Source organism: Roseovarius sp. MBR-154 (assembly GCF_053628595.1).
Window position 1 is genome coordinate 61858 of sequence record NZ_JBRJGR010000018.1, and the last position, 26031, is coordinate 87888.

A 26031-nucleotide genomic window follows, 5' to 3' on the forward strand; every position below is an offset into this window, starting at 1 on the left:
TTACAGGTGGCAGATCAGGGAGACCGGCGGTGCAGGAGGCGACGCGGGCGCACGGCTTGGAGATCATGCGGGGTTTTGCCCCGCGCATGGGGCGGCGCTATGCCAAGGGGCGCAATTTCGACCGGGGGCCGGGCGCGCATCGCGATGTCTCGACCCTCTCGCCCTATCTGCGGCGGCGGCTGGTGCTGGAGCAGGAGGCGGTGGCCACGGCGCTTGGCGCACATGGCCATGCGGGGGCCGAGAAGTTCATTCAGGAGGTCATCTGGCGCGGTTATTTCAAGGGCTGGCTCGAGCATCGTCCGGGCATCTGGCAGGCCTATCGCGACGGGCTGATGCGCGATCTTGAGCGGATGGAAGGCGAGCGTCGGCTACGGCGGGTCGTGGTCTCGGCGGAGGCAGGTGAGACAGGGCTCGCGTGTTTCGACGCCTGGGCGCGGGAATTGGTGGAGACCGGCTATCTGCACAATCACGCGCGGATGTGGTTTGCCTCGATCTGGATTTTCACCTTCGGCCTGCCGTGGAGGCTGGGCGCGGATTTTTTCCTGCGCCATCTGCTTGACGGCGATCCGGCCTCCAATACGCTGGGGTGGAGATGGGTGGCGGGGCTGCACATGCGGGGCAAGCCCTATGTCGCACGGGCGGCCAATATCGAGACCTATACCGACGGGCGGTTCGCGCCGCGCCCGATCGAGCTGGCGCAGGACGTGACCGGGCTGGAGGGCGAGGAGCGCGAGGGATTGCCGCCGGTCATGCCGCTGCGCGTGCCGCGCGCGCCCGATGCGGCGGTGCCGTCGGTTCTTTTGCTGACCGAGGAGGATTGCTGCGCGGAGGATTTTGTGCCCGATAGGTTCGATCTGCGCGGGGTGGTGACGCTTGCGGGCAGTCACCTGCGCTCGACGCGCGCCGTGGCCAAGCATGTGCTGCGGGTCGAGGCGCGGGCGCTGAGCGATGCGGCGGCGCGGGGCGGCTGGCAGGCAGAGGTGGTGCGCGCGGGCGTGCCGGGGAATCTGGCGGCATGGGCCGGGCGCTGCGGGGCGCGGCAGATCGTGACGCCCTATGTGCCGGTCGGCCCGCTGCGCGACTGGCTGATTGAGGCGCAGGCGGGGCTGGAGGCGCGTGGGATCGTGCTGGCGGAATGGCAGCGCGATTGGGACCGGGCGATCTGGCCGCATGCGACGGCGGGGTTCTTCGGGGTGAGGAAACAGATACCGCGCATTCTGTCGGAAACGGGGCTGGGCTGAGGGCGCTTGCGGGATCGTCTCGATGGGGCGCGCAGAATTTCGTGACCCCGCGCATTCCTGCCGCCCTTGAAACGCGGTCTTGAGACATGGGTGCGAACCGGGCTTTGACAGCCTGTCAGTCGCGCACGGGTCACTTTCATGCGGTGTTTGCCCAGGATTTTCAAACGGAAAAACTGGCGATCCCGCGAGGACTCGAACCCCGAACCTGCTGATTAGAAGTCAGCTGCTCTATCCAGTTGAGCTACGGGACCGCTGATCCGGCTCTTAGCGCGGGCGTGGATCAAGATCAAAGCCTAATCTTGTGCGAACGGGTCCTCGGGATAGACCACCGCTGCAAGATAGAGCCCGTGCGGCGGGGCGACCGGGCCGCAGGCTGCGCGGTCGCGTGCGTGAAGCGCCGCTCGGACCTGATCGGGCGGCCAAGCGCCTGCGCCGACGCGCTCCAGCGTGCCGATGAAGCTGCGTACCTGATTGTGCAGGAAGGATCTTGCGGCGAAGTGGAAATGAATCTCGCGTCCGGTGGGCGTCGTGACCTCCTCGATCTCCAGCCGGTCGAGCGTCTTGACCGGGCTCGCGGCCTGACAGATCGTCGAACGGAAGGTGGTGAAATCGTGATGGCCCACCAGATGCGCGGCCCCGGCGCGCATCGCGTCCATATCGAGATCGCGCCGCACCTGCCAGACCCGGCCCGCCTCGATGGTGAGCGGCGCGCGCCGGGTGCTGACCCGGAAAAGATAGCGCCGCCCCGTCGCCGAGAACCGGGCGTGCCAATCCTCGGCCACCCGTGCGCAGGCGGTGATCGCCACCGGCGCGGGCTTGAGGTGATAGTTCAGCGCCTCGGACAGGCGGAACGGCGACCAGTCCTGTGTCAGATCGCAATGGGCGACCTGCGCCAGCGCATGCACGCCCGCATCGGTACGCCCGGCGGCGGCGATGGTATGGGGGGCCGGTTCGAGCCGGCTCAGCGCGGTCTCGATCGCGCCCTGAACCGAGGGCTGATCGGCCTGCCGCTGCCATCCGGCAAAGGGCGCGCCGTGATATTCGACCTGAAGGGCGTAGCGGGGCATCTCGATCCGGCGGGTTTGCAACGGGTTTTTGCCCTTGTGTCGCGGATCGGGGGCAGGGGGCAAGCGCAATCTTCGGTGCTTTCCCTCGGTCGTGCTGCGGTGTAAGCGGGATTTGAACCGACCCGGAGTGCCCTGCATGGATGTCCCCTTTCCCGAGACAAGCCTGCTCTTGCAGATGCTGGCGATGCTCCTGGTGATCGGCGGGGTCGCCGGGGCGCTGGCCGGGCTTTTGGGTGTGGGCGGCGGTATCGTGCTGGTGCCGGCGTTTTTCTATGCGTTCAAGACGCTTGGCTATGACGGGCCGCAGCTGATGCAGATCTGTCTTGCCACCTCGCTTGCCACGATTATCGTCACCTCGCTGCGCTCGGTGCTCGGGCATCACCGGAAAGGGGCGGTGGACTGGGCGATCCTGCGCGGATGGGCGCCGTGGATCGCGGCGGGGGCGCTCGTTGGCGTGCTGATCGCGGCCAACCTGCGCTCGACCACGTTGCAGGGGCTGTTCGGGGCCCTGGGCGTGGTGATCGGGCTGCATCTGGGCTTTGGCAGGTCGGAGTGGCGGTTGGGGGGCGCGATGCCGGGCGGGCTTGCGCGCGCGCTGATCGCGCCGGTGCTGGGGTTCGTGTCGGTGCTGATGGGGATCGGCGGCGGTGGGATCGGGGTGTCGGTGATGAGCCTCTACAACGTACCCCTGCACCGCGCGGTGGCCACGGCGGCGGGGTTCGGCGTGACCATTGCCGCGCCCTCGGTTCTGGCGTTTCTCTTTCTCGAGATCGCACCCGGGCAGCGCCCGCCGCTCACTGTCGGTGCGGTCAATCTGGTGGCCTTCGCGGTGGTCATCGCCATGACGCTGATCACCGCGCCCTGGGGCGTGCGGCTGGCGCATGCGATGAACCCCAAGCCGCTCAAGCGGGTCTTCGCGCTGTTCCTGACGCTGGTGGCGCTCAACATGCTGCGCAAGGCTCTGGGATGGTAGAGGCGCTGTTGCAGAAGGGCTGGGCGTGCTTTCCGCCTGAACCGGCGCTGCGGGACTGGGCGGAGGTCGCGCGTGAGGTGGCGCTGGCGCGCATCGCCGAGCCTGAAGAGCGCGCGCAATGGCTGCAATGCGAGGGCACATGGTTCGTGGGTGTCGACACGCTGCCTAACGACGCACAGGGCCGGGTGGACGGCTCTGCACCGCTGGTCGGGGGGGCGCTTGCGGCGGCCACGGCGATCTATGACCGGTTGCCGCTGCACCGGGGGCAGGTCTCGGTGATCTATCCCGGCTATCCCCGGCCGCGCAAGGGTGAGGGCGAGGCCGCGTTTCGCTATCGACAGAAGCGGGACGCGGCGCATGTCGACGGGCTTTTGGCCGTGGGCGATGCGCGCCGCCGCATGCTGCGCGAACGTCACGCCTATATCCTCGGGGTGCCGCTGACGCAGGCCGGGCCGGGGGCCAGCCCGATGGTGGTCTGGGAGGGCAGCCACCACATCATGCGGCGCGCCTTTGCCGGGGCGCTGGAGCAGGTGGTGCCGCGCGATTGGGGTACGGTTGATCTGACGGAGATCTATCAGGCGGCGCGTCGTGAGGCGTTCGAGACCTGCGCGCGTGTGCCCCTGCCTGCGGGGCCCGGTGCGGCCTATCTGGTGCACCGGATGGCGTTGCATGGCGTGGCCCCTTGGGAGGCAGAGGCAAAGGCCCCGCCAGAGGGGCGCATGGTGGCCTATTTTCGCCCCGAGTTCGAGGATAGCAGCCGCGCGGACTGGCTGCACCTGCCATGATGGCGGTGGCATGGGCTGGGCGCTTATGGCGTGGAGCGGGTGTTTAGTGTCAATGAGACGAGCCGCGCAGTGCCCGACCGTCGGGTGGGCGCAGAAACCTCGTTGGATCGCACTTTATGCCGGCCAAACACGTCCGCGTTTTCAATGGCTTGAAACGTTGCAAAAGCGCCCGCCCGAGCGGGCGGTCGGGCGCTGCGCGGCGGTGCCTGCGGCACCTTGATTCCGCGCATTGGTGCTAGACGTCAACGTCCGCTCACGGCCAGCCGAGAGCCCCACCTGCCTCAGCCGAAGGTCGCCCCGAAACTGGACCGGAACAGCTCTGACAACTCAACGAGCGGGGCCTCGGAGCGGCCCATGCGCACCGCATCGCCGGTGAACCGGCCCACCGAGGCCAGCGTGACCCCGGCCTGACCGGCGGCGATCATCAGGGCCTCGGCCTGATCGAAATTGCAGGCGATCAGATAGCGGCCCTGATCCTCACCGAAGAGCGTGGCGGTGTCGTCGCTGTCGAGTTGCACGCCCACGCCCGCCACTTCGGCCATCTCGAAGGCCGCGAGCGCCAGACCACCATCGCTGAGATCGGTGCAGGCCTTGATCAGCACATGGTTGGCGCGGATGAAATCGCCGTGGCGTTTCTCGGCGGCAAGATCGACTGGGGGTGCGTCGCCCTCGACGCGATTGAACACCTCGGCCAGAAGCGCGGTCTGCCCCAGATGGCCATGGGTTTCGCCCAAGACAAGCGCCACATGCCCCTCGCGTGCCGCGCCGGTGATTGCCGTTTCGGGATCGCGGATCAGCCCCACCGCGCCGATGGTCGGGGTCGGCAGGATCGCCGTGCCATCGGTCTCGTTATAGAGCGAGACATTGCCCGACACGATCGGCATGTCGAGGGCGGCCACCGCCTCGCCGATGCCTTTGATGGCGCCGACGAACTGCCCCATGATCTCGGGCTTTTCGGGATTGCCGAAATTGAGGTTGTCGGTGGTGGCAAGCGGGACTGCGCCCAAGGAAGAGAGATTGCGATAGGCCTCGGCCACCGCCTGTTTGCCGCCCTCGAACGGGTTGGCCTTGACGTAGCGCGGGGTCACGTCGGAGGTGAAGGCCAGGAGCTTGTCGGTGCCATGCACCCGGATCAGCCCCGCACCCTGACCGGGCGTGCGGGCGCTGTCACCCATCACCATCGTGTCATATTGTTCATAGACCCATTGCCGCGAGCAGTAATTGGGCGAGGAAATCAGCGCGCGCAGCCCGTCGATGGGATCGACACCGGGCACCGAGGCGGGATCGAGCGGCGCGGGCAGGGTGGGCTCTACCCAGGGCCGGTCATATTCCGGCGCAGAGCCCGACAGCGTGGCCAGCGGCAGATCGGCCTTCACGTCATTGCCATGCAGGATGAGAAACCGGTCCTCGGCGATGGTCTCGCCGACGATGGCGAAATCGAGATCCCATTTCTCGAAGACGGCGCGGGCTTCGGCCTCTTTTTCCGGGCGCAGCACCATCAGCATGCGTTCCTGAGATTCCGACAGCATCATCTCATAGGCGGTCATGCCGGTCTCGCGCTGCGGCACGGCGTCGAGTTGCAGCTTGACGCCGAGCCCGCCCTTGTCGCCCATCTCCACGGCGGAACAGGTCAGCCCCGCAGCCCCCATGTCCTGAATGGAAATCACCGCGCCGGTCTGCATCAGTTCGAGGCAGGCCTCCATCAGGCGCTTTTCGGTGAACGGGTCGCCGACCTGCACGGTCGGGCGCTTTTCCTCGATGCTGTCGTCGAATTCGGCCGAGGCCATGGTGGCCCCGCCGACACCGTCGCGGCCCGTCTTGGCCCCGAGATAGACCACCGGCATGCCGACGCCCGAGGCGGCGGAGTAGAAGATCTTGTCGGCATCCGCGAGACCGGCGGCAAAGGCATTCACAAGGCAGTTGCCGTTATAGGCCGGGTCAAACCGCACCTCACCGCCGACGGTGGGCACGCCAAAGCAGTTGCCATAGCCGCCAACCCCCTCGACCACGCCATGCACGAGCTGGCGGGTCTTGGGATGCGACACCTCGCCGAAGCTGAGCGAATTCATCGCCGCAATCGGGCGCGCGCCCATGGTGAAGACATCGCGCAGGATGCCGCCCACGCCGGTTGCCGCACCCTGATAGGGTTCGATATAGGAGGGGTGGTTGTGACTCTCCATCTTGAAGACCACGGCCTGCCCGTCGCCGATATCGACAACGCCCGCATTTTCGCCCGGCCCGCAGATCACCTGTGGCCCGGTGGTGGGCAGGGTGCGCAGCCATTTCTTGGAGGATTTGTAGGAGCAGTGCTCGTTCCACATCGCCGAGAAGATGCCAAGCTCGGTAAAGCTGGGCTCGCGCCCGAGGATCTCGAGAATGCGGTCATATTCGTCGGGCTTGAGGCCATGGGCCTCGATCAGTTCGGGCGTGAGTACCGGGTCCTGCATCTGCGTGGCTTCCCCCAAGGTGGTCCGATTGGGCGCCTCTTTATGCGATTGCGCCGGGCGGGGAAAGGGGCGGCGCGCCGGGAACAGTTCGATTCCTGTTTCGCCGATGAAAAAAAGCGGCCCGGCTCGGGGCCGGGCCGCAGACGGGCCTTATCCATGTGACGGATCACTCCGCCGGGTGCGCGCTCTTATTGGGTCTGTGCCGCCACGCGCTCCGCGACGTTCTTCCGCAGCGTCTCGAGCGACATGGCGTATTCGAGATCGCCAACCTCTTCGACACTCAGTGCGCTTGCGCGGAAGCCGAGGATCTGCGCCGGAATGTCCGCATCTTCGTTGACTTCGACATAGACCAGATGATCGGCACCTTCCTGGCCAAGCGTGCCGGTCACTTTGCCGATCACATAGTCATCCGACGTGCTGACCGTGGAGCCCCGTTCGGCCTCTGCCAGAACGTTCTCGATCAGCGTTTGCTCTGCGTTGGACAGCTCCTTGGTCATCAGGTCGGTCTGCGACGGTGCTTCTGCCTGCGGGTCCACCTCCGGATCGATCATGGGAAGTGCAACATCGGCCTCGGCAGGATCGCCTTCGACCGTATCGATACCCTTCTCGTCGTCGTGCTGCTCGGGGTTCGCGGCATTGCCGCTCTGCGTTGTGTTATCGGAATCCTGAATGGATTCGATGCCATTATCGTCGGTCAACTGGTGCTCTGTACCACCTTCGCCTTGAGCATAGGCCGCGAGGGCCGATACGCTGGTCAGGGCGGTTGCGAATGCGAGTGTGCGGAAAGTCATTGATTTCCTCCGTTTCTGCAGGGCTCTGCCTGCGGTTTGAATCGAAGCGCATCTTGCGCGCTTGGTGACCCAACGCAGGTGGTCCGGGCATGGTTCCAAGGGAAGATAGGGGGCGGCGATTTTCCTCGGTTTCGCAGGATCTTGCCGGATGCGCGTTGGTGCCTCGGCAGGAGATCGCCGGATTTCGCGGGGATGCCATGATCCCACGAAATCGTGATGGTGTCGGGGTTGAAGGATTGACGCCGCGGGCGGCTTTCGCTCTGATGTGCGAAACAAGGGGGTACCATGGACATTCTGAAAAATCCGTTTCGTGGCAACGGCATGGATGAAGGCGTGCTGGCCGGCGCGCCGTGGCCGAGCGTGGATGCAGGTGCGGTGCGCGATCTGCTGGCCCGCTGTCCGGCTGCGGCGGAGACGCCTTTGCGGCAGGTTGACGGGTTTGGCGTCGAGGTGTGGATCAAGGACGAGCGCGGGCGCATGGGGCTGGGCAGCTTCAAGGCGCTTGGCGCGGCGTATGTGATCGCGCATGACGCCGCGGAGACCGGGGCCGAGGACATGCGCCACGCGCTGGAGGGGCGCACCTATGTCACGGCGAGTGCGGGCAATCACGGCCTCTCGGTGGCTGCCGGTGCCCACATCTTCGGTGCGCGGGCGGTGATCTACCTGTCGGAACTGGTGCCTGAATGGTTTGCCGACAAGCTGCGCGCCAAGGGGGCCGAGGTGGTGCGTAACGGCGTGGATTACGAGGCGAGCATGGTCGCCGCCGGGCGCGCCGCGACAGACAACGACTGGACGCTTCTGTCCGACAGCTCCTGGCCCGCCTATTTCGAGCTGCCGCATCGCCTGATGGAAGGTTATCTCGCCATGGCCGAGGAGGTGACGCGGCAGATGGACAAACCGCCCACGTATATCCTGTTACAGGCCGGGGTCGGCGGGCTGGCCGGAGCGGCGGCGGCCTGGTTCCGCCATGTCTGGGGCGACGGTCCGCGCATCATTGTGGTCGAGCCCGAGCGCGCGCCCGCGCTGCAAGAAAGCATCCGCGAGGCGCGGCCCGTCGAGACGAGTGGTGAGGTGTCGAACATGGGGCGGCTCGATTGCAAGGTGCCGTCGCTGATCGCGCTCAAGGGGCTGGCGCGGGATGCCGATGCCTTTGTCACGATCTCGGATGCCGAGGCCGAGGCGGTGCTGGACGATCTGGCGGCCAAGGGCCTCGCCTCGACCCCCTCGGGTGCGGCCGGGGTGGCAGCGCTGCGCGGGCTGGATCTGCCCAAGGATGCGTGCGTGCTGTGCATCCTGAGCGAAGAGGCCGAGGGGTGACGCGCGGCTTTGAGGTTGGGGAATATCGCGCGCGGGTGCGCCGCGCGCAGACGGAAATAGCGCGGGCGGGGCTGGGGGCGCTGTTGCTGACGACCGAGCCGGAGTTGCGCTATTTCACCGGGTTCCTGACACGCTTTTGGGAAAGCCCGTCGCGCCCGTGGTTCCTGATCCTGCCTGCCTCGGGCGACCCGGTCGCGGTGATCCCGTCAATCGGCGCGGCGCTGATGGGCACGACCTGGATCAGCGATATCCGCACTTGGGCAGCGCCTGACCCCGACGATGACGGCGTGTCGCTGCTGACCGAGACCTTGCGCGAGATCGGCGGCCCGGTGGGTGTGCCGGATGGGCCCGAAAGCCATCTGCGCATGCCGCTTGGCGATTTCATACGTGTGCGCGATGCAAGCGGTCTGGACTGGCGCGGCGATGACGGCATCGTGGCCGCATTGCGCGCGGTCAAGTCCGAGGCCGAGATCGCCAAGATCGCGCAGGCCTGTGATATCGCTGGCCGCGCCTTTGACCGGGCGGGCGAGATTGCAGCCCCCGGCGTGCCGCTGTCCCGCGTGTTTCGCGATTTCCAGCGCCTCTTGCTGGAGGAGGGGGCGGATTGGGTGCCGTACCTGGCGGGCGGGGCAGGGCCGCAGGGCTATGCGGATGTGATCTCTCCGGCCCCGGATATGCCACTGGCCGAGGGCGATGTGCTGATGCTGGATACCGGCGCGGTCTGGGACGGGTATTTCTGCGACTATGACCGGAATTTCGCCGTCATGCGGTCAAGCCCGGCGCAGTGTGCCGCGCAGGCAAGGCTGATCGAGGCCACGCTCGCCGGGGAAGAGGCGGCACGCGCAGGCGCGCGGGCCTGTGATGTGTGGCGCGCGATGGCTGATATCGTCGGCGGCGGCGAGGGGGCAGGGCGTTTGGGGCATGGTCTGGGCATGCAACTGACCGAAGGGCTGTCGCTGATCGCCAAGGATCAGACCGTGTTGCAGCCGGGCATGGTCATCACGCTGGAGCCGGGGGTGGACCTCGCCCCGGGCCGGATCATGGTGCATGAGGAAAACATCGTGATCACCGAGGCCGCACCGCACAGGCTCACGCGATTTGGAACCTCCGACCTGCCCGTGATCTGACCGGCCTGAGCAAATTTCGGGCAGCGAAAAAAAAGGCCGAGCACTAAGCTCGGCCAAAGTCCAACAGGGAGGTATGAGGGTGAGTGCCTTGCGGCTATCACCGTCACAATCGGCAGATAAGGGGGCACATCGGCGCGATCAAGAGAAATGACGCCGCATGTGCAGCATGGCCGTTATGCGATTGCTGCATGGCTAATTCAAGGCCTGCCCAATCCCTTAGCCAAGCGCCTGTTCTTTCATCGTTTTACGATATGCGATGATCTCTTCCTGCACAAAATCGCGGAAGGCGGAGATGCGCTTGGAGTGGCGCAATTCCTCTGGATAGGCGAGGAACACCGGCACTTCGTTTGACGACACATCGGGCAGCACGCGCACAAGCTGCGGGAAATCGCGGATCAGATAATCAGGCAACACGCCGATGCCAAGATCGTGCAGCACGCCCTGCAACACGCCGAAATAGTTGTTCACCGTCAGCAGCGAGGAAATATCGTTGGTCATCAACTCGTTGACCAATGTCGCCGCAGCCCCGACCTGTGCAGAGCGCGGGTTCTGGCAGATCAGCCGGTGCGCCTGAAGGTCCTCGGGCGCTTCGGGATTGCCGTGCAGCGCCACGTAGGAATGCGTGGCATAGAGGCACATATGCACGCTCATCAGCCGCTTGCGGATCAGATCGGCCTGGCTTGGTTCCTTCATCCGGATGGCGACATCCGCCTCGCGCATCGGCAGGTCGAGCACACGCTCCTCGAGCATCAGGTCGATCTTGAGGTCGGGATATTTTGCATAGAGCTTGGGCAGGCGCGGGGCGAGCCAGAGCGTGCCGAAACCGGTGGTGGTGGTCACGCGCAATTCGCCGAACACCTCTTCCTCGCTGTCACGGATGCGGGCGGTGGCGGCGTCGAGACGCTTGAGCATGGCGCGGGTGGCATCGAACAGCAATTCGCCCTGTTCGGTGAGAATCAGCCCCCGCGCGTGGCGGTGAAACAGGGTGGCATTCAGCGATTCCTCAAGCCCACGCACCTGGCGGGAGACCGCCGATTGCGACAGATGAAGCTGATCGCCCGCATGGGTCAGGCTGCCGGCATCCGCCACCGCGTGAAAGATTCTGAGTTTATCCCAGTCCATGACCCTAACTTTCCGAAAAACTGCAGCGCCCCTGACGTAATAGCAGAAAATCCTCGCGGGGCGATAGCAAGCGCGCGAAATTTTGACGAAATTCCTCTTGGTAGGTCATAAATTATGACCTAATATTGCCCTATACTGAGGCGAGGCCCTCAAACCAAGGAAGGCACGAACATGACCACGCAAAAGGTGACGCTGAACGACCGCTTCGATCTGGAGAAATCGCCGGTTCTCTTGAATGGCACGCAGGCCATGGTGCGGCTGATGCTGACGCAGGCCGCGCGCGACCGGGCGGCGGGGCTGAATACGGCAGGCTATGTCACCGGCTATCGCGGCTCGCCCCTTGGTGCCGTCGACATGCAGATGCGCCGCGCGCAGAAGGTTTTGACCGAGGCACAGGTGCGGTTCGAGGAAGGGTTGAACGAGGATCTGGCCGCAACGGCCCTCTGGGGCGCGCAACAGGCGGAACTGCGCGGCGAGGGCAAGTATGACGGCGTCTTTGGCCTTTGGTACGGCAAGGGGCCGGGCGTGGACCGCTCGGGCGACGTGATGCGCCATGCCAACATGGCGGGCACCTCCGCGCATGGCGGCGTGCTGATGGCCATGGGCGACGATCACACCGGCGAATCCTCGACCGTCCTGCATCAGAGCGAATGGGCTCTCGTGGATGCCTACATGCCGGTGGTCAGCCCGGCAGGCGTGCAGGAAATCATCGACTATGGCATCTACGGCTACGCGCTCAGCCGCTTTGCCGGGGTCTGGGTCGGGCTCAAGACGATGAAGGACACGGTCGAGGCGACGGCGGTGGTCGATGGCAATCCCGACCGCGTGCAGCTTGTGACGCCCGATTTCCCGATGCCCGAGGGCGGGTTGAACATCCGCCTGATCGACACGCCGCATGCGCAGGAAACCCGCATGATCGACTATAAACGCTTTGCCGCCGAGGCGTTTTCGCGGGCCAACCGCATGGACAAGCGCATGTGGGGCAAGCCGGGGGCCAAGATCGGCTTTGTCGCGGCGGGCAAGAACTGGCTCGATCTGGTGCATGCGCTGGAATTGCTGGGGATTGATGCGGACGAGGCGGAGCGTTTGGGGATCACCACCTACAAGGTCGGGCAGGTCTTCCCGCTCGACATGCACGGGTTTCACGACTGGGCCGAGGGGCTCGACCTGATCGTCGTGGTCGAGGAAAAGCGCAAGCTCATCGAGGTGCAGATCAAGGAGGCGATATTCGACGACCGTCAGGGTCGCCGCGTGTACGGCTGGTACAAGGGCGGCGCGGGCGGCATGCATCGCGACGAGCTTTTCCCGACGCGCGGCGCACTCGATCCGATCTGGATCGCCGAGAAGCTTGGCGGCATCCTCATTGAGGAGGGCCGCGGCACCGACCGGATCAAGGCGGGGCTGGCGTCACTCTCGGAGGCGCGGGCGGGCGACAATGCCGAGGAGATCGCGACGCGGCTGCCCTATTTCTGCGCGGGCTGCCCGCACAATAGCTCGACCAAGCTGCCCGAGGGCAGCCGCGCCTATGCCGGGATCGGCTGTCACTACATGGTGCAATGGATGGACCGCGAGACGACCGGCTTTACCCATATGGGCGGCGAAGGCGCGAACTGGATCGGCGAGGCGCCGTTCAGCACGCGCAACCACGTGTTCCAAAACCTCGGCGACGGCACCTATAACCATTCCGGCGTGCAGGCGATCCGCGCCGCGCTTGCTGCGGGCACGACGATCACCTTCAAGATCCTCTATAACGACGCCGTGGCGATGACCGGGGGCCAAGCCAATGAGGGCGGTCTGGATGCACCGCGCATTGCCGCTGAGTTGCGCGCCATGGGGGTCAAACACCTGTCGGTCGTCTATGACGAAAAGGAAGAGATCGACCTGAAGTCCTTTCCGCAAGGTGTTGAATTCTCGGAACGATCCGATCTGATGGCGGTGCAGGACCGGCTGGCAACGGTCGAGGGCGTCAGCGTCATCCTCTATATCCAGACCTGCGCCGCCGAAAAGCGCCGCCGCCGCAAGCGCGGCAAGTTTCCCGACCCTGATCGCCGCGTCTTCATCAATACCGATGTCTGCGAAGGCTGTGGCGATTGCGGGGTGCAATCGAACTGCGTCGCCATCGTGCCGGTCGAGACCGAGTTGGGCCGCAAGCGGGCCATCGACCAGTCAAGCTGCAACAAGGATTTCTCCTGCCTCAAGGGGTTCTGCCCGTCCTTCGTCACGCTCGAAGGGGCCAAGCCGCGCAAGGAGAGCACGGCGGAATTGCAACTGCCAGATATGCCGGACCCCACGCTGCCCGAGATCGACGGCACGCATAACGTGGTCATCACCGGTGTGGGCGGCACCGGCGTTGTCACCATCGGCGCGGTTATGGCACAGGCGGCGCAGATCGACGGCAAGGGTGCGGGCATGATGGAAATGGCCGGGCTCGCGCAGAAAGGTGGTGCTGTGCATATCCACTGCCGCATTGCCGAGAATCCTGGCGATATCAACGCGATCCGGGTCGCAACGGGCGAGGCGCATACGCTGATCGGTGGCGATCTGGTGGTGAGTGCGGGGGCCAAGACGCTCGGCCTGACACGTCAGGGGCGCACCGGGGCGGTCGTCAACAGCCATGAGATCGTCACCGGCGATTTCACCCGGAACCCCGAGTTTCACCTGCCCGCCGACCGCCTGCAACTGGCGCTTGAGGCGCGTCTGCGCGACGGCGTGCAGATGTTCGACGCCTCGGATCTGGCGAAAACCGTCATGGGCGATTCGATTTATTCCAACATGATGATCTTTGGCGCGGCGTGGCAGCGCGGGTTGATCCCGATCAGCCATGACGCGATCACGCAGGCCATTACCCTCAACGGTGCCGCAGTCGAGGCCAATCTGCGCGCCTTCGAGGTGGGTCGTTGGGCGGCGCTCTATCCCGCCGAGGTGGAGAAGGTCCTGACCCCCAACGTGTTGGCCAAGCCGAAAACGCTCGACGAAAAGATCGCCTACCGCGCCGACCATCTGCGCGCCTATCAGGGCAAGCGGTTGGTGAAGCGATATCACCGGATGCTCGACGGCATCGAAGATGCGGGCGTGAAAGAGGCGGTGGCCAAGGGCTATCACAAGCTGCTGGCCTACAAGGACGAATACGAGGTTGCCAGACTGCATCTGGAAACGGCGCAAAAGGCGCGCACGGAATTCGGCGGGGATTTCAAGATGAAATTCCACCTCGCCCCGCCGATCCTGTCGAAGACGGGCCATGACGGACGCCCGAAAAAGCGCGAATTCGGCCCCGGCATCCTGCGCGGCTTTGGGGTCTTGGCAAAACTCAAGGTCCTGCGCGGCACGCCGCTCGATCCGTTTGGCCGCACCGAGGAGCGCAGGATGGAACGCGCGCTGATCAGGCAATACGAGGTCGATATGGCGGAGGTGCTGCCGAAACTCGAGGCGCGCACCCGCGACGCGATCATAGCACTGGCCGAATTGCCGCTCTCGATCCGTGGCTTTGGCCCGGTCAAGCAGGCCAACGAGCAAAAGGCCGCGAAACGGCGCGAGGAGCTTTTGGCGGTGATCCGCGCAGGTGGGACGCAAATGGCGCGGGCGGCGGAGTAGGCGTCACGAAACCGTCACGTGATCCGGTCACAAGCGTCGCATAATCTCAACTGGCCGCAAGCCCGCCGAGGACCGCCGCCCATGCGCCCTGATCGCCAGATCGCCCGTGACATTTCCTATGCCTATTCCGCCCAGACCAAGGGCGGGCGGGCAATGATCCGCACGATGGAGAACCTCACTGGGCGCATTGCGCTGATCAAGCGCGCGGCGGGATACGAGACCGAGGTGTCACGGGGCCGCGATTTCTGGGAAGTGATCGTCGAACGCTACGGGCTCACGCTTGACGTGGTGGGCGGCAACCTGATGAACATCCCGCGCGAGGGCCCGCTGGTGCTGATCGCCAATCACCCTTACGGCATTCTCGACGGATTGATGATGGGCCATATCCTCAGCCGGACCCGGGGTGACTTTCGCATTCTGGCGCATCAGGTGTTCCGCAAGGCTGAAGATCTCAACAAGGTGATCCTGCCGATCAGTTTCGACGGCACCAAGGAGGCGGTCGCGCTCAATCTCGCCACGCGCAAGGCGTCGCTCGACTATCTCGGGCAGGGCGGGGCGATCGGTGTTTTTCCCGGCGGCACGGTCAGCACCGCGGCGAAACCGTTTTCGCGCCCGATGGATCCGGGCTGGCGCGGGTTTACCGCCAAGATGATCGCCAAGAGCGAGGCCACCGTCGTGCCGGTCTATTTCGACGGTCACACCAGCCGCCTGTTTCAGCTGGCGAGCCACCTGCATTACACGCTGCGCATGGGGCTGTTGATCAAGGAATTCCGCAAACGGGTGGACACGCCGGTCAAGGTCGTGGTGGGAGATCCGATCCCGCGCAGCACGCTCGCGCAATATGCAGGCGACACGAAATCCCTCATGGCATTCCTGCGCGCAAAGACCTATGAATTATCGCCAAGCCCGGTTGTCGCCTCGGAAATCGGGTTCGAATACGAGTAACGACATTGGGCGCGGGACATGGCGGTAGGGATCTTCGACAGCGGGCTGGGTGGCCTGACGGTGTGGGACGCGGTGAGCAAGCGTCTCCCAGAGGTGCCTTTTGTCTATCTCGGCGACAACGCCCATACGCCCTACGGGGTGCGCGATGCCGATGACATATATGATTTGACCACGACCAGTGTCGCACGGCTCTTTGATGCTGGCTGCGATCTGGTGATTCTCGCCTGCAACACCGCCTCTGCCGCCGCCCTGCGCCGCATGCAGGAGGCCTGGGTGCCCGAGGGCAAGCGCGTGCTGGGCGTATTCGTGCCGCTGATCGAGGCGCTGACCGAACGGCAATGGGGCGACAATTCCCCGCCGCGCGAAGTGGCGGTGAAGAACGTCGCACTCTTCGCCACCCCCGCCACCGTTGCAAGCCGCGCGTTTCAGCGTGAACTGGCGTTCCGCGCCATCGGCGTCGATGTCGAGGCGCAGGCCTGCGGCGGCGTCGTGGATGCCATCGAGGAGGGCGACATGATCCTCGCCGAGGCGCTGGTGCGGTCCCATGTGGACGCGCTCAAACGCAAGATGCCGCATCCGCAGGCTGCCGTTCTGGGCTGCACCCATTACCCGCTGGTCGAGGAGGTGTTCCGCGATGCTTTGGGCCCCGACGTGGCGGTCTATTCGCAGCCCACGCTGGTTGCAGCGAGCCTGAGTGATTACCTCGGCCGCCACCCCGACAAGATCGGGCCCGGCACCGAGGCGATGTTCCTGACCACGGGCGATCCCAAGCGCGTGTCGAGCCGCGCGACGCAGTTCCTGCGACGAGAGATCGGCTTTCGTCCCGTCTGAGCGCGCGTTGCACAGCACCGCGATACGCACTATTCCCTGTTTGAATTTCGCTATGAGAGGTCACCATGACCCATAAAATCGCCATCCTGGGCGCGTCCGGCTATACCGGCGCCGAGCTTGTCCGGCTGATCGCCACCCATCCCGACCTTGAGATCGCGGCACTCGCGGCCAATTCCAAGGCGGGGCAGGGGATGGGGCAGGTCTTTCCACATCTGCGCCATCTCGACCTACCCGATCTGGTGACGATCGACGGGATCGACTTTGCAGGTATCGACCTGTGTTTCTGCGCTCTGCCGCACAAGACCAGCCAGGAGGTGATCGCCGCCCTGCCGCGCGACCTCAAGATCGTCGACCTCTCAGCTGATTTCCGGCTGCGCGACCCGGCGGATTATGAAAAATGGTATGGCAATCCCCATGCCGCCCCCGAGTTGCAGAAAGAGGCGGTCTATGGGTTGACCGAGTTCTACCGCGACGAGATTGCGGGCGCGCGGCTGGTGGCAGGCACTGGCTGCAACGCGGCGACCGGGCAATATATCCTGAGGCCCTTGATCAGTGCCGGGGTGATTGATCTGGACGAGATCATTCTGGACCTGAAATGCGCGGTCTCCGGCGCGGGCCGCAGCCTCAAGGAAAACCTGCTGCATGCGGAACTGTCCGAGGGCTATCACGCCTATGCCCTGGGCAGCACCCACCGGCATCTGGGCGAGTTCGATCAGGAGTTTTCCAAGATCGCCGGGCGGCCCGTCGAGATCCAGTTCACACCGCATCTCATACCCGCCAATCGCGGCATTCTGGCGACGGCCTATCTGCGGGGCGCGGCACAGGCGGTTTATGACGCGCTACAAGCGGCCTATGCCGCCGAGCCGTTCATCGAGGTCCTGCCGATGGGCGAGGCCCCGAGTACGCGCCACATCCGGGGCAGCAATTTCTGCCATATCGGTGTTGTCGCGGACCGGCAGGCGGGGCGTTGCACCGTCATCGCGGCGCTCGATAACCTGACAAAAGGTAGCAGCGGGCAGGCGTTGCAAAACGCCAATCTGATGTTATCTCTGGACGAGACGACGGGCCTGATGCTAGCCCCGGTCTTTCCGTAAAAAGGGACGAGGCTCATGAGATCGCTGAAGAAGAAGCGCCGCGTGCAGGTCATCGCGATTGCCGCCGTGGCGCTGGTGATGGCCACCGCTCTCATCGGTTACGGGATGCGCGACGGGATCAACTTCTTCCGCTCGCCGACACAGGTCCTGGCCGAACCGCCAAGCGAGAGCGAGATTTTCCGCATCGGCGGTCTGGTCGAGGAAGGCAGCCTGAAACGCGGTCAGGGCGAGGTCATCCATTTCAACGTGACCGATGGCGGGGCCGTGGTGCCGGTGACCTACAGGGGCGTGCTGCCCGATCTTTTCGAGGAAAATCAGGGCATGGTCGGCACCGGCAGCTATCGCGACGGGGTCTTTGTCGCGAGTGAAATCCTTGCCAAGCATGACGAGGACTACATGCCCAAGGAAGTGGTCGACGCACTCAAGGCGCAGGGTGTCTATCAGGAGGCGGGCGGCAGCTAACGGCCTGCCGTCGGTTTTTGAGTATTTTCACCATAAAGAAACCACGGGTGATGAGATAAGAGCGCGCGCTGGTTCAGGCGCGCGTTAATCTTTGTGATCCCATCCTCGCCCATGTTGCACAGGCAAGATGGGGCAGGCGGATGCAAAGCGTCGAAGAGATAGCCGAAGAGATCGTCGCGCGTGAGGGTGGCTTCGTGAACGATCCGGACGATCCCGGCGGGGCCACGAATTTCGGGGTGACGATCCACACGATGCGGCGGTTGGGGCTCGATCTCGACCGTGACGGCGATGTCGATGTGGGCGATGTGCGGGCGCTGAGCCGGGGGCAAGCGGTGGCGATCTTCATCGACCATTTCTATCGCCGTCCCGGTATCGCGGGTCTACCCGAGGCGCTGCGCGCCAGCGTATTCGACATGTATGTCAATGCCGGGGCCAACGCGGTGAAGATCCTCCAACGCCTTCTGCGCGAGATGGGCGAGGCGGTGGATGTGGACGGGGTGATCGGCCCGCAGACGCAGGCGGTGGCGGCGCGCGCGGCGCAGGCCGCGCCCGATCACATCGGTGATGCCTACGGGATCGCGCGGCGCAATTACTACCTTGCCCTCGCCGATGCCCGCCCCACGAGCCGCAAGTTCGCGCGGACGCGCTCGGGCGGTAAGGGCGGCTGGATCAGGCGCGCCGAAGCGTTCATTGCGCCGCGCTTTCACCTGAGCGATCAAGCGTTTCAGGAAAGGGTGGCAGCATGGTGATGGATATCCTGCGGGCGCTCTTCGGGGCGGGCGGCAATGTGGTGCGCGAGACCGCCGAGGTGTTTCGCGTCAATGCCGAGGCCGCCGACCAGCGTCGGGTCGAGACGCAGCGCGCGGCCCTCGACCAGATGGCGGCGGAGTTCGGGGCTGCGGGGCGCAGCACCTTCGACCGGATCATCGACGGGCTCAACCGCATCCCGCGCCCGGCCATGGCGCTTGGCACGCTGGCGCTGTTCGTGGTGGCGATGGTCGATCCGCTGTGGTTTGCTGAGCGGATGGCGGGGCTGGCGCTGGTGCCCGATCCGCTCTGGTGGCTGTTGGGCGCGATCGTGAGTTTCTATTTCGGCGCGCGGTATCAGGTGAAGGGGCAGGAGTTTCAGCGCTCCATCGCCGCCACGCTGGCGCGCGCGCCGCAGGTGGTGGAGAGCGTGGCGCAACTGCGCAGCCTGCGCGCCGACAGCCCCGGCGTTGCTGATCCCGGCCCCGATGCCGAGACCGCGCTGCGTGTGCTCACACCCTCGGGTAATCCGGCGCTGGAGGAATGGCGCGCGAAGGGATGAGCCCGCCCGCGACAATGTGAACCACGCCCCGCGCCGATTGCGATTGGCGCGGGGCCGCGCCTGCGTTATCTTTGACGCATGATTACAGAACTCGGTCACTTCGCCCTCATCCTGGCATTCCTCGTCGCCTGCGCGCAGGCGGTCATACCACTTGTCGGCGCGCATAAACGCTGGCCCGGCTGGATGGCCTTTGCGGAACCCGCCGCGACGATACAGTTCTTGCTGACGGCGGCGTCTTTTGCGGCCCTCACATGGGCCTTTGTCACCTCTGATTTCTCGCTGCGGCTGGTTACGCTCAACAGCCACACCGACAAGCCGATGCTCTACAAGATTACCGGCGTCTGGGGCAATCACGAGGGCTCGATGCTGCTCTGGGTGCTGATCGTCACGCTCTTTGGCGGGGCGGTGGCGTGGTTCGGTGCGAACCTGCCGCCCTCGCTCAAGGCGCGGGTGCTGAGCGTTCAGGCGATGATCGGGGCGGCTTTCTTCGCCTTCATCCTGCTCACCTCCAACCCGTTTTTGCGGATGGGGACACCGCCGTTCAACGGGCAGGATCTCAATCCGCTTTTGCAAGATCCGGGTCTCGCCTTTCACCCGCCGTTTCTCTATCTCGGCTATGTCGGGCTTTCGATGACCTTCTCCTTCGCCGTGGCGGCCCTGATCGAGGGGCGCGTCGATGCGGCCTGGGGTCGGTGGGTGCGGCCCTACACGCTGGCGGCGTGGATATTCCTGACCATCGGCATTGGCCTCGGCTCTTGGTGGGCCTATTACGAGCTGGGCTGGGGCGGCTTCTGGTTCTGGGATCCGGTGGAGAATGCCAGCTTCATGCCCTGGCTGATTGCCGCCGCCCTGCTGCATTCGGCCATCGTGGTGGAAAAGCGTGAGTCCTTGAAAAGCTGGACCATATTGCTGGCGATCATCGCCTTCGGCTTCTCCATGGTCGGCGCCTTCATCACCCGCTCGGGCGTTCTGACCAGTGTGCATGCCTTCGCCACCGACCCCGAGCGCGGCGTGTTCCTGCTGGGCATCACCGCCGCCTTCATGATGGGCGCGCTTACGTTGTTCGCGGCGCGCGCTAATGTGATGCAGGCGCGGGGGGTGTTCAGCATGGTCAGCCGGGAATCGGTGCTCGTGCTCAACAATATCCTGCTGGCGGTGGCCTGTTTTGTGGTCTTCATCGGCACGATGTGGCCGCTGATTGCCGAGATGGCGTTTGACCGCAAACTCTCGGTCGGCGCGCCGTTCTTCAATGCGGCGTTTACCCCCTTCATGGTACTGCTCGGCCTTGTCCTCCCGGTCGGTGCAATGCTCGCGTGGAAACGCGCGACGGTGGGTCGTGTGGTGCGACAGTTGATCCCCGCCTTCGTTCTTGCGGTCGCCATCGGGGCGCTCGCATGGGCGATGCAAAGCGGGCGCTCGGCGCTTGGGCCAGTGGGCCTCTTCCTGGGCGCTTGGCTGGTGGCGGGGGCGTTGGTCGATATCTGGTCGCGCACCGGGCGCGGCACCGGGCGGCTGGCTCGCCTCACCCGTTTGCCGCGCGCCGACTGGGGTAAGGCGGTGGCGCATGGCGGGCTGGGTGTGACCATGGCAGGCATCGCCGCGATGATGGCCTGGGAGGCCGAAGATATCCGCGTCCTGCAAGTCGGCGAGGATATGGAGATCGCGGGCTATGGGCTGCGCCTCGACGAGGTGCATCAGGAGCAGGGGCCGAATTACATGGCGACCAAGGCCACCTTCACGCTCAGCCAGAATGGCCGCGAAATCGCCGAGATGCACCCCGAGAAGCGCGTCTACCCGGTGGCGCAGATGCCCACCACCGAGGCCGCGCTCGATAACGGGTTCCTGCGTGACATCTACGTGGTGATCGGCGACCCGCAAGAGGGCGGCGGCTGGGCGGTGCGCAGCTATTACAAGCCGCTGGCCAACTGGATCTGGGGCGGTGCGATCCTGATGGCGCTCGGCGGCTGTCTGTCGCTCAGCGACCGGCGCTACCGCGTGGCCGCAGGCGCGCGCAAACTGCCGCAAGGGGTGCCCGCGGAATGAAACGCCTGATCCTTGCGCTCTGCGTCATCGCCGCGCCGGTCTTTGCGGTGCAGCCCGACGAGATCCTCGACGATCCGGTGCTGGAAGACCGCGCGCGCGGTATCTCTGCGGGCCTGCGCTGTCTTGTGTGCCGCAACGAGAGCATCGACGACTCCAACGCCGAACTCGCCCGTGACCTGCGCCTTCTGGTGCGCGAACGGCTGGTGGCGGGCGACAGCAACGAAGAGGTCGTGGACTTCGTCGTCGACCGCTACGGCGAATACGTGCTGCTCAAGCCGCGCACGGGCGGCTCCAACCTGCTGTTGTGGATGGCGGGGCCGATCATGCTGGGCGCAGGGCTGGTGATGGCGGGGCTCTATCTGCGCGGCCGGGCACGCACGCCGGAACGCGAGGTGGCCCGTCTGAGCGAGGCCGAAGAACGCCGCCTGCGCGAAATTCTCGACGACTGACGCGCCGTTGCCCTTGGCCCGGGCGCGGCGTTAGGCTTTGATCTGCGCAACGACGTCAGGAGGGCCGAATCCCGTGAAAGATTACCAGACCATCACGCTTGAGATCATCGAGGGCGTCGCCGTCCTTTGCCTTGACCGGGCCGACAAGATGAACGCGCTCAACATGCAGATGCGCGCCGAGATCACCGATGCGATGACACATGCCGGGCGCGAGGCGCGCGTCGTGGTGCTGACCGGCAAGGGCAAGGCGTTCTGCTCGGGTCAGGATCTGAGCGACGGCGGCAATGCCGCCATGCTTGATCTGGAGCGGGTCCTGCGCGAGGAATATGTGCCGATGCTGCGCGCCATCACCGACTGCCCGGTGCCGACGATCAGCGCGGTCAACGGACCGGCGGCGGGGGCCGGGGCCAATCTCGCGCTCTCGGCGGATGTGGTGATCGCGACCGAGGCATCTTATTTCCTGCAGGCCTTCACCCGGATCGGCCTGATGCCGGACGCAGGCGGTACATGGGCGCTGCCGCGCCAGATGGGCATGGCCAAGGCGATGGGGGCCGCGCTTTTCGCCGAGCCGATCAGCGCCCGGCAGGCCAGCGATTGGGGCATGATCTGGGAATGCGTCAGCGACGAAGGCTTCGAGGCGCATTGGCAGGCGCGCGCCGCCCATCTGGCCAAGGGCCCGACGCAGACCTACAAGGCCGTCAAGCAGGCGATCCGGGGCACCTGGGACAACACGCTGGAACAGCAACTGGACCTTGAGGCGAAACTGCAAGGTGCCTGCGGTCAGAGCCGCGACTTTCAGGAGGGTGTGATGGCGTTTCTCGAAAAACGCCCGGCGCAGTTCGAGGGGCGCTGAGGCAGCGAGCGGCAGAGGTCAGCTATCGGCACCCTTGGGCAGCACCCGCTCGAAGCGGTTGCCTTCGGTATCGGTGGCCATCACGCGCAGGTCGGTCGATCCGTTGTCGTTGTAGGAGAACCGGAACACCGGGTTTTCCGAGATCGAGATGCCGCCATCCATGGTAAAGAGCAATTCCTCGCCCTGCCAGACCTCCATATGGTCGATGAAATGGGCGGGGATGAACAATTGGGTGATCTGGTCGCGCTGCAGGCCGGAATAGTTCGGGTGGCGCACCATGATCTGCGCCTCGCGGCGCGGGGTGGACATCTGTGTCGCGGGCAGGAAGCTCTTGAGTTTCATCTTGCCCATCGAGGCAAGCGCCACCTCGGGGTCGCGGCTGGCGGGGGCCGAACAGCCACCCGATGCCTTGACGAAGCGCCCGGTCATGTGCAGGCCGTCGTCGGTTTCAGCGATGACGCGGATGTTGGAATACTGGTTCACCCGCACGCGCAGTTCAAAGTCGAGCGGGGCCATCGCATCGGAAAAGCCGAGTTCCGCAGCCACCGGGGCGGGGTTTTCGTCGATCACCACGGTCGCCTTGCGGATTCGGGCGCTGGTGTCGGTCTGTTTGAGCAGGATCGGCACGGTCGCCGCGTCATGGGCGCGGTAAGGCGCGTCGAGTGTCAGCAGGTCGCTGCCGTCGTGGATCGGGGCGCTGCCGACAACATCCTCGCGCAGCATGTCCCACATCTCGCTGTCGGTGAGCGGGTTCTGGACCTGTTCACCGGCCTGCGCGGCGAAGGCCAGTGATGCGATGAGCGCCGCGAGCGGCAGGAATTTCCCGGCCATGGTCTCTCCTCCTCCCATGGGTGCGCGTGGAGCGTAGCATAAAATCGCCGTGCCACGAAGTCATACCAAAGTTGGCGTGGATCACGCCCTCTTGTAGGGTGAGGCTGTGCCTGTTCAAACGCTGCTGGAGCGGCTTATGTTCGAAGCGATCCTAACCTTGTGCCTGATGGCGCCAGACCCCGTTTGCCGGGACCGGCTGGCGCCGGGATATATGGCGGCGAGCATGGCCGAATGCCGTGCGGCGCTGATTGAGAACCCGCCGGATCTGTCAGGGTTGGCGGCGGGGCTGGAGGTGTCGCGCCCGGTCTGCCGGGCGGCGGGCGAGGTGCTGGAGGTGGCCGAGGTCGCGCCGGGGGTCTTTGCGCATCTGGGACAGGTGGCGGAACCGGATGCGGGAAACCGCGGCGATGTCAGCAATCTGGGCTTTGTCATCGGCGGGGCGAGCGTGGCGGTGATCGACACGGGCAGCGCGCCATGGATGGGCGAGGCGCTGTGGCGGGCCATTCGGGCGCGCACGGATCTGCCCGTGACCGACGTCATCCTGACCCATATGCACCCCGATCATGTGTTCGGCACCGGCGTCTTCATGGAGAGGGGCGCGCGGGTCTGGGGGCATGCGGGCCTTGTGCGGGCGCTGGCGGACCGGCAGGCCAATTACCTGGAAAGCCTGCGCGTGCTGGTGGGCGAGGCGGAGTTTGTCGGGGTGCGGGTGCCCGGGGTGACGGACCCGGTGCCGGAACGCGCCGAGATTGATCTGGGGGGCCGCGTGCTCGAACTGCGGGCCTGGCCGGTGGCGCATACCGGCAGTGACCTGACCGTGCTGGACCGGGAAAGTGGCACGCTCTTTTCAGGCGACCTGGTGTTTGACCGGCATACGCCCGCGCTCGATGGCAGTCTGCGCGGCTGGCGCGCGGTGCTGGAGGAAATGCAGGCGATGGCGGTGGCGCGGGTCATTCCCGGGCATGGCGGCCCGTCGCTGGACTGGCCCGCGGGCGCGCATCCGCTGGCCCGCTATCTGACGGTGCTGGAGCACGACACCCGCGCCGCCATCGACCAAGGCGCGCGCCTCTCGGAGGCGGTGAAGACGGTGGCGCAGGGCGAGGCCGGGGCGTGGCAGCTGTTTGAGGCCTATAATCCGCGCAACGCCACGGTGGCCTTTACCGAGTTGGAATGGGAATAGGGCCGCTCAGCCCGGCTCGTTGATCTGCTGTTGCAGGATCTGCGCGATCGAATAGAGCCGTTTTTCGATCAGCGTCGGGGTTTCGCAGAGATAGGTGATCGTGCTCTGGCGGTCGGTATAGATCAGCTGATCCCAGTCAAGCTGTTCCTCGAGCGCATCCATCCGGTCGAAATCGGGGTTTTCCGCGTCGGTCAGGCGGGTCATCTCGGCACGGGCGGTGTCGATCCGCTCGGAAAGCGCGATCTGGCTGAGCGAGAATTCCTCGATCCCCGAAATCACCTGAGCGCGGCGAGTCGAGAGGGTGGTGAACACCCGCTGGAAGACATGCCCCAGCATGTCGGGCGCGCCGTCATGGCGGGCGGCGAAGGCCTCGATGTCGGCGCGCAACCTCTCGACCTCCAGCCGCCGCAGCGCCAGCTTGGCGGCGAGGCGGTCGATCTCGCGTTTCAGGTCCGGGTCGGTCTCGGGCGCATCAGGCAGGGAATGTGTCCACATCAGCCCGACCGAGAGCGTGGGCACCTTGCGCTGGATGCAGGGCCATGTCGGATCGGAGAAATCGGCGGCGTGGCTGCTGCCCGCGCCTAGCATCAGCGACAGGGCGATCCCCAGTGATTTCGAGCGTGACATGCGACCTGACATCGGCTGAGCCTCCCTTGGCTACGACTATGGTCGAGCATGCGGGCGCTGTCCACTGAACCCAATACCCACCAAGGTATGAATTGTTTGAAACGGTGGGCCGCCCGCATACTCGAAAGGACAAATCGCCGCATCGCGATTCCCCTGACGGGAATGACGTGGCCGAAACTAAAGAGGAAGTTGCATGCGCACACGTGCTGCCGTGGCCCTGGAGGCCGGGAAACCGCTGGAGATCATGGAGGTTGAGCTGGACGGCCCGAAGGCGGGTGAGGTTCTGGTGGAGATCAAGGCGACGGGGCTGTGTCATACCGACGAGTTCACCCGCTCGGGCGATGACCCTGAAGGGATTTTCCCGGCGATCCTCGGCCATGAGGGGGCCGGTGTCGTGATCGAGGTCGGCGAGGGGGTGACGAGCCTCGAGGTGGGCGATCACGTCATTCCGCTCTATACGCCCGAGTGCCGCGAATGCGACTATTGCCTGCATCCCAAGACCAACCTGTGTCAGGCGATCCGCTCGACCCAAGGCCAGGGCCTGTTGCCGGATGGCACGACGCGGTTCCGGATGCTGGATGGCACGCCGATTCACCATTACATGGGCTGCTCGACCTTCGCCAATCACACCGTGGTGCCGGAGATTGCATTGGCGAAAGTGCGCAAGGACGCGCCGTTCGACAAGATCTGCTATATCGGCTGCGGCGTGACCACCGGCATCGGCGCGGTGATCAACACCGCCAAGGTGGAGCTGGGCTCCACCGCGATCGTGTTTGGCCTGGGCGGCATCGGATTGAACGTCATTCAGGGGCTGCGGCTGGCGGGGGCCGATCAGATCGTGGGCGTCGATTTCAACCCCGGCAAGGTCGAGATGGCGACGCGCTTTGGCATGACCGATTTCGTCAATCCCAAGGAGGTGACGGGCGATCTGGTGGCGCATCTGGTC

Annotated in this window: 23 protein-coding genes and 1 tRNA gene; 17 read left to right on the forward strand and 7 right to left on the reverse strand. The window is 65.2% G+C overall.

What is annotated here, in order from left to right:
• The first annotated feature begins 29 nt into the window (after window positions 1–29).
• A complete protein-coding gene (locus ACSSV4_RS17735; protein WP_454276422.1) occupies window positions 30–1241 on the forward strand; it encodes an FAD-binding domain-containing protein in 1212 nt (403 codons plus the stop codon).
• 174 nt (window positions 1242–1415) lie between these two features.
• Here the strand turns inward: ACSSV4_RS17735 and ACSSV4_RS17740 are convergent.
• Together ACSSV4_RS17740 and truA are read right to left on the reverse strand one after the other, a co-directional pair.
• A tRNA-Arg gene (locus ACSSV4_RS17740) sits at window positions 1416–1492 on the reverse strand.
• A 42-nt stretch (window positions 1493–1534) separates the two neighbouring features.
• Entirely contained in the window at window positions 1535–2308 is a 774-nt protein-coding gene (gene truA, locus ACSSV4_RS17745; protein WP_454276423.1) for a tRNA pseudouridine(38-40) synthase TruA, read from the reverse strand.
• Window positions 2309–2444: 136 nt separating this feature from the next.
• Between truA and ACSSV4_RS17750 the strand changes: the two genes are divergently transcribed.
• Both ACSSV4_RS17750 and ACSSV4_RS17755 read left to right on the forward strand, forming a co-directional pair.
• Entirely contained in the window at window positions 2445–3281 is an 837-nt protein-coding gene (locus tag ACSSV4_RS17750) for a sulfite exporter TauE/SafE family protein (RefSeq protein WP_454276424.1), read from the forward strand.
• On the forward strand, window positions 3275–4066 hold the full coding sequence (locus ACSSV4_RS17755) for a hypothetical protein (RefSeq protein WP_454276426.1): 792 nt from the start codon (window positions 3275–3277) through the stop codon (window positions 4064–4066). The genes ACSSV4_RS17750 and ACSSV4_RS17755 overlap by 7 nt, the downstream gene beginning before the upstream one ends.
• Before the next feature lie 281 nt (window positions 4067–4347).
• Here the strand turns inward: ACSSV4_RS17755 and purL are convergent, their stop codons facing one another.
• Window positions 4348–6513 carry a phosphoribosylformylglycinamidine synthase subunit PurL gene (gene purL / locus ACSSV4_RS17760; protein ID WP_454276427.1) on the reverse strand — a complete coding sequence of 722 codons (2166 nt, stop codon included), beginning with the start codon at window positions 6511–6513 and terminating at the stop codon, window positions 4348–4350.
• Between the two features lie 188 nt (window positions 6514–6701).
• Window positions 6702–7304 (reverse strand): phosphoribosylglycinamide synthetase, encoded by a 603-nt coding sequence (locus tag ACSSV4_RS17765; RefSeq protein WP_454276428.1) that lies wholly within the window; start codon window positions 7302–7304, stop codon window positions 6702–6704.
• 285 nt (window positions 7305–7589) lie between these two features.
• Between ACSSV4_RS17765 and ACSSV4_RS17770 the strand changes: the two genes are divergently transcribed.
• Both ACSSV4_RS17770 and ACSSV4_RS17775 read left to right on the forward strand, forming a co-directional pair.
• Window positions 7590–8621 carry a pyridoxal-phosphate dependent enzyme gene (locus ACSSV4_RS17770; protein WP_454276430.1) on the forward strand — a complete coding sequence of 344 codons (1032 nt, stop codon included), beginning with the start codon at window positions 7590–7592 and terminating at the stop codon, window positions 8619–8621.
• Complete coding sequence (locus tag ACSSV4_RS17775) at window positions 8618–9748, forward strand: M24 family metallopeptidase (protein WP_454276432.1); 1131 nt, start codon at window positions 8618–8620, stop codon at window positions 9746–9748. The genes ACSSV4_RS17770 and ACSSV4_RS17775 overlap by 4 nt, the downstream gene beginning before the upstream one ends.
• Before the next feature lie 216 nt (window positions 9749–9964).
• On the opposite strand, the gene ACSSV4_RS17780 is transcribed toward ACSSV4_RS17775, so the two are convergent.
• Complete coding sequence (locus tag ACSSV4_RS17780; RefSeq protein ID WP_454276433.1) at window positions 9965–10870, reverse strand: LysR family transcriptional regulator; 906 nt, start codon at window positions 10868–10870, stop codon at window positions 9965–9967.
• A gap of 171 nt (window positions 10871–11041) precedes the next feature.
• On the opposite strand from ACSSV4_RS17780, the gene ACSSV4_RS17785 reads away from it, so the two are divergent.
• The 10 genes from ACSSV4_RS17785 to ACSSV4_RS17830 all read left to right on the forward strand — a co-directional run bounded on the left by ACSSV4_RS17785 (window position 11042) and on the right by ACSSV4_RS17830 (window position 22447).
• Window positions 11042–14461, forward strand: coding sequence for an indolepyruvate ferredoxin oxidoreductase family protein (locus ACSSV4_RS17785; RefSeq protein ID WP_454276434.1), 3420 nt, complete (start codon window positions 11042–11044; stop codon window positions 14459–14461).
• 81 nt (window positions 14462–14542) lie between these two features.
• Window positions 14543–15406, forward strand: coding sequence for a lysophospholipid acyltransferase family protein (locus tag ACSSV4_RS17790; protein ID WP_454276435.1), 864 nt, complete (start codon window positions 14543–14545; stop codon window positions 15404–15406).
• Between the two features lie 18 nt (window positions 15407–15424).
• Entirely contained in the window at window positions 15425–16237 is an 813-nt protein-coding gene (locus ACSSV4_RS17795) for a glutamate racemase (protein ID WP_454276436.1), read from the forward strand.
• Between the two features lie 65 nt (window positions 16238–16302).
• Window positions 16303–17331, forward strand: coding sequence for an N-acetyl-gamma-glutamyl-phosphate reductase (gene argC / locus ACSSV4_RS17800; protein ID WP_454276437.1), 1029 nt, complete (start codon window positions 16303–16305; stop codon window positions 17329–17331).
• 15 nt (window positions 17332–17346) lie between these two features.
• On the forward strand, window positions 17347–17793 hold the full coding sequence (gene ccmE, locus ACSSV4_RS17805; protein WP_454276439.1) for a cytochrome c maturation protein CcmE: 447 nt from the start codon (window positions 17347–17349) through the stop codon (window positions 17791–17793).
• Between the two features lie 140 nt (window positions 17794–17933).
• Entirely contained in the window at window positions 17934–18542 is a 609-nt protein-coding gene (locus ACSSV4_RS17810) for a holin-associated N-acetylmuramidase (RefSeq protein WP_454276440.1), read from the forward strand.
• On the forward strand, window positions 18536–19102 hold the full coding sequence (locus ACSSV4_RS17815; RefSeq protein WP_454276441.1) for a holin family protein: 567 nt from the start codon (window positions 18536–18538) through the stop codon (window positions 19100–19102). The genes ACSSV4_RS17810 and ACSSV4_RS17815 overlap by 7 nt, the downstream gene beginning before the upstream one ends.
• 78 nt (window positions 19103–19180) lie before the next feature.
• Window positions 19181–21145, forward strand: a complete 1965-nt coding sequence (locus ACSSV4_RS17820) for a heme lyase CcmF/NrfE family subunit (protein ID WP_454276442.1) — start codon at window positions 19181–19183, stop codon at window positions 21143–21145.
• Window positions 21142–21594 carry a cytochrome c-type biogenesis protein gene (locus ACSSV4_RS17825; RefSeq protein ID WP_454276444.1) on the forward strand — a complete coding sequence of 151 codons (453 nt, stop codon included), beginning with the start codon at window positions 21142–21144 and terminating at the stop codon, window positions 21592–21594. Before ACSSV4_RS17820 ends, ACSSV4_RS17825 begins: the two co-directional genes overlap by 4 nt.
• 73 nt (window positions 21595–21667) lie before the next feature.
• Window positions 21668–22447, forward strand: coding sequence for an enoyl-CoA hydratase-related protein (locus tag ACSSV4_RS17830; RefSeq protein ID WP_454276445.1), 780 nt, complete (start codon window positions 21668–21670; stop codon window positions 22445–22447).
• 18 nt (window positions 22448–22465) lie between these two features.
• Here ACSSV4_RS17830 and ACSSV4_RS17835 read toward each other — a convergent pair whose 3' ends face one another.
• A complete protein-coding gene (locus ACSSV4_RS17835) occupies window positions 22466–23278 on the reverse strand; it encodes a quinoprotein dehydrogenase-associated SoxYZ-like carrier (RefSeq protein WP_454276446.1) in 813 nt (270 codons plus the stop codon).
• Window positions 23279–23384: 106 nt separating this feature from the next.
• Here ACSSV4_RS17835 and ACSSV4_RS17840 point away from each other — a divergent pair, with 106 nt between their 5' ends.
• The gene (locus ACSSV4_RS17840; protein ID WP_454276447.1) at window positions 23385–24458 is read left to right on the forward strand and encodes a quinoprotein relay system zinc metallohydrolase 2; all 1074 of its coding nucleotides are present in this window, start codon (window positions 23385–23387) and stop codon (window positions 24456–24458) included.
• A 6-nt stretch (window positions 24459–24464) separates the two neighbouring features.
• Here the strand turns inward: ACSSV4_RS17840 and ACSSV4_RS17845 are convergent, their stop codons facing one another.
• Entirely contained in the window at window positions 24465–25085 is a 621-nt protein-coding gene (locus ACSSV4_RS17845) for a hypothetical protein (RefSeq protein ID WP_454276448.1), read from the reverse strand.
• A 193-nt stretch (window positions 25086–25278) separates the two neighbouring features.
• Between ACSSV4_RS17845 and ACSSV4_RS17850 the strand changes: the two genes are divergently transcribed.
• Window positions 25279–26031 (forward strand): alcohol dehydrogenase catalytic domain-containing protein (locus ACSSV4_RS17850; RefSeq protein WP_454276449.1); only part of this gene is annotated, 753 nt, incomplete at its 3' end.

What these genes read in the sequence shown, in the direction of transcription:
- truA (WP_454276423.1), bottom strand. Translation starts at nt 2,308, where the DNA reads ATGCCCCGCTACGCCCTTCAGGTCGAATATCACGGCGCGCCCTTTGCC.
- ACSSV4_RS17750 (WP_454276424.1), top strand. Translation starts at nt 2,445, where the DNA reads ATGGATGTCCCCTTTCCCGAGACAAGCCTGCTCTTGCAGATGCTGGCG.
- ACSSV4_RS17755 (WP_454276426.1), top strand. Translation starts at nt 3,275, where the DNA reads ATGGTAGAGGCGCTGTTGCAGAAGGGCTGGGCGTGCTTTCCGCCTGAA.
- purL (WP_454276427.1), bottom strand. Translation starts at nt 6,513, where the DNA reads ATGCAGGACCCGGTACTCACGCCCGAACTGATCGAGGCCCATGGCCTC.
- ACSSV4_RS17765 (WP_454276428.1), bottom strand. Translation starts at nt 7,304, where the DNA reads ATGACTTTCCGCACACTCGCATTCGCAACCGCCCTGACCAGCGTATCG.
- ACSSV4_RS17770 (WP_454276430.1), top strand. Translation starts at nt 7,590, where the DNA reads ATGGACATTCTGAAAAATCCGTTTCGTGGCAACGGCATGGATGAAGGC.
- ACSSV4_RS17780 (WP_454276433.1), bottom strand. Translation starts at nt 10,870, where the DNA reads ATGGACTGGGATAAACTCAGAATCTTTCACGCGGTGGCGGATGCCGGC.
- ACSSV4_RS17785 (WP_454276434.1), top strand. Translation starts at nt 11,042, where the DNA reads ATGACCACGCAAAAGGTGACGCTGAACGACCGCTTCGATCTGGAGAAA.
- ACSSV4_RS17790 (WP_454276435.1), top strand. Translation starts at nt 14,543, where the DNA reads ATGCGCCCTGATCGCCAGATCGCCCGTGACATTTCCTATGCCTATTCC.
- ACSSV4_RS17795 (WP_454276436.1), top strand. Translation starts at nt 15,425, where the DNA reads ATGGCGGTAGGGATCTTCGACAGCGGGCTGGGTGGCCTGACGGTGTGG.
- argC (WP_454276437.1), top strand. Translation starts at nt 16,303, where the DNA reads ATGACCCATAAAATCGCCATCCTGGGCGCGTCCGGCTATACCGGCGCC.
- ccmE (WP_454276439.1), top strand. Translation starts at nt 17,347, where the DNA reads ATGAGATCGCTGAAGAAGAAGCGCCGCGTGCAGGTCATCGCGATTGCC.
- ACSSV4_RS17810 (WP_454276440.1), top strand. Translation starts at nt 17,934, where the DNA reads ATGCAAAGCGTCGAAGAGATAGCCGAAGAGATCGTCGCGCGTGAGGGT.
- ACSSV4_RS17815 (WP_454276441.1), top strand. Translation starts at nt 18,536, where the DNA reads ATGGTGATGGATATCCTGCGGGCGCTCTTCGGGGCGGGCGGCAATGTG.
- ACSSV4_RS17820 (WP_454276442.1), top strand. Translation starts at nt 19,181, where the DNA reads ATGATTACAGAACTCGGTCACTTCGCCCTCATCCTGGCATTCCTCGTC.
- ACSSV4_RS17825 (WP_454276444.1), top strand. Translation starts at nt 21,142, where the DNA reads ATGAAACGCCTGATCCTTGCGCTCTGCGTCATCGCCGCGCCGGTCTTT.
- ACSSV4_RS17835 (WP_454276446.1), bottom strand. Translation starts at nt 23,278, where the DNA reads ATGGCCGGGAAATTCCTGCCGCTCGCGGCGCTCATCGCATCACTGGCC.
- ACSSV4_RS17845 (WP_454276448.1), bottom strand. Translation starts at nt 25,085, where the DNA reads ATGTCACGCTCGAAATCACTGGGGATCGCCCTGTCGCTGATGCTAGGC.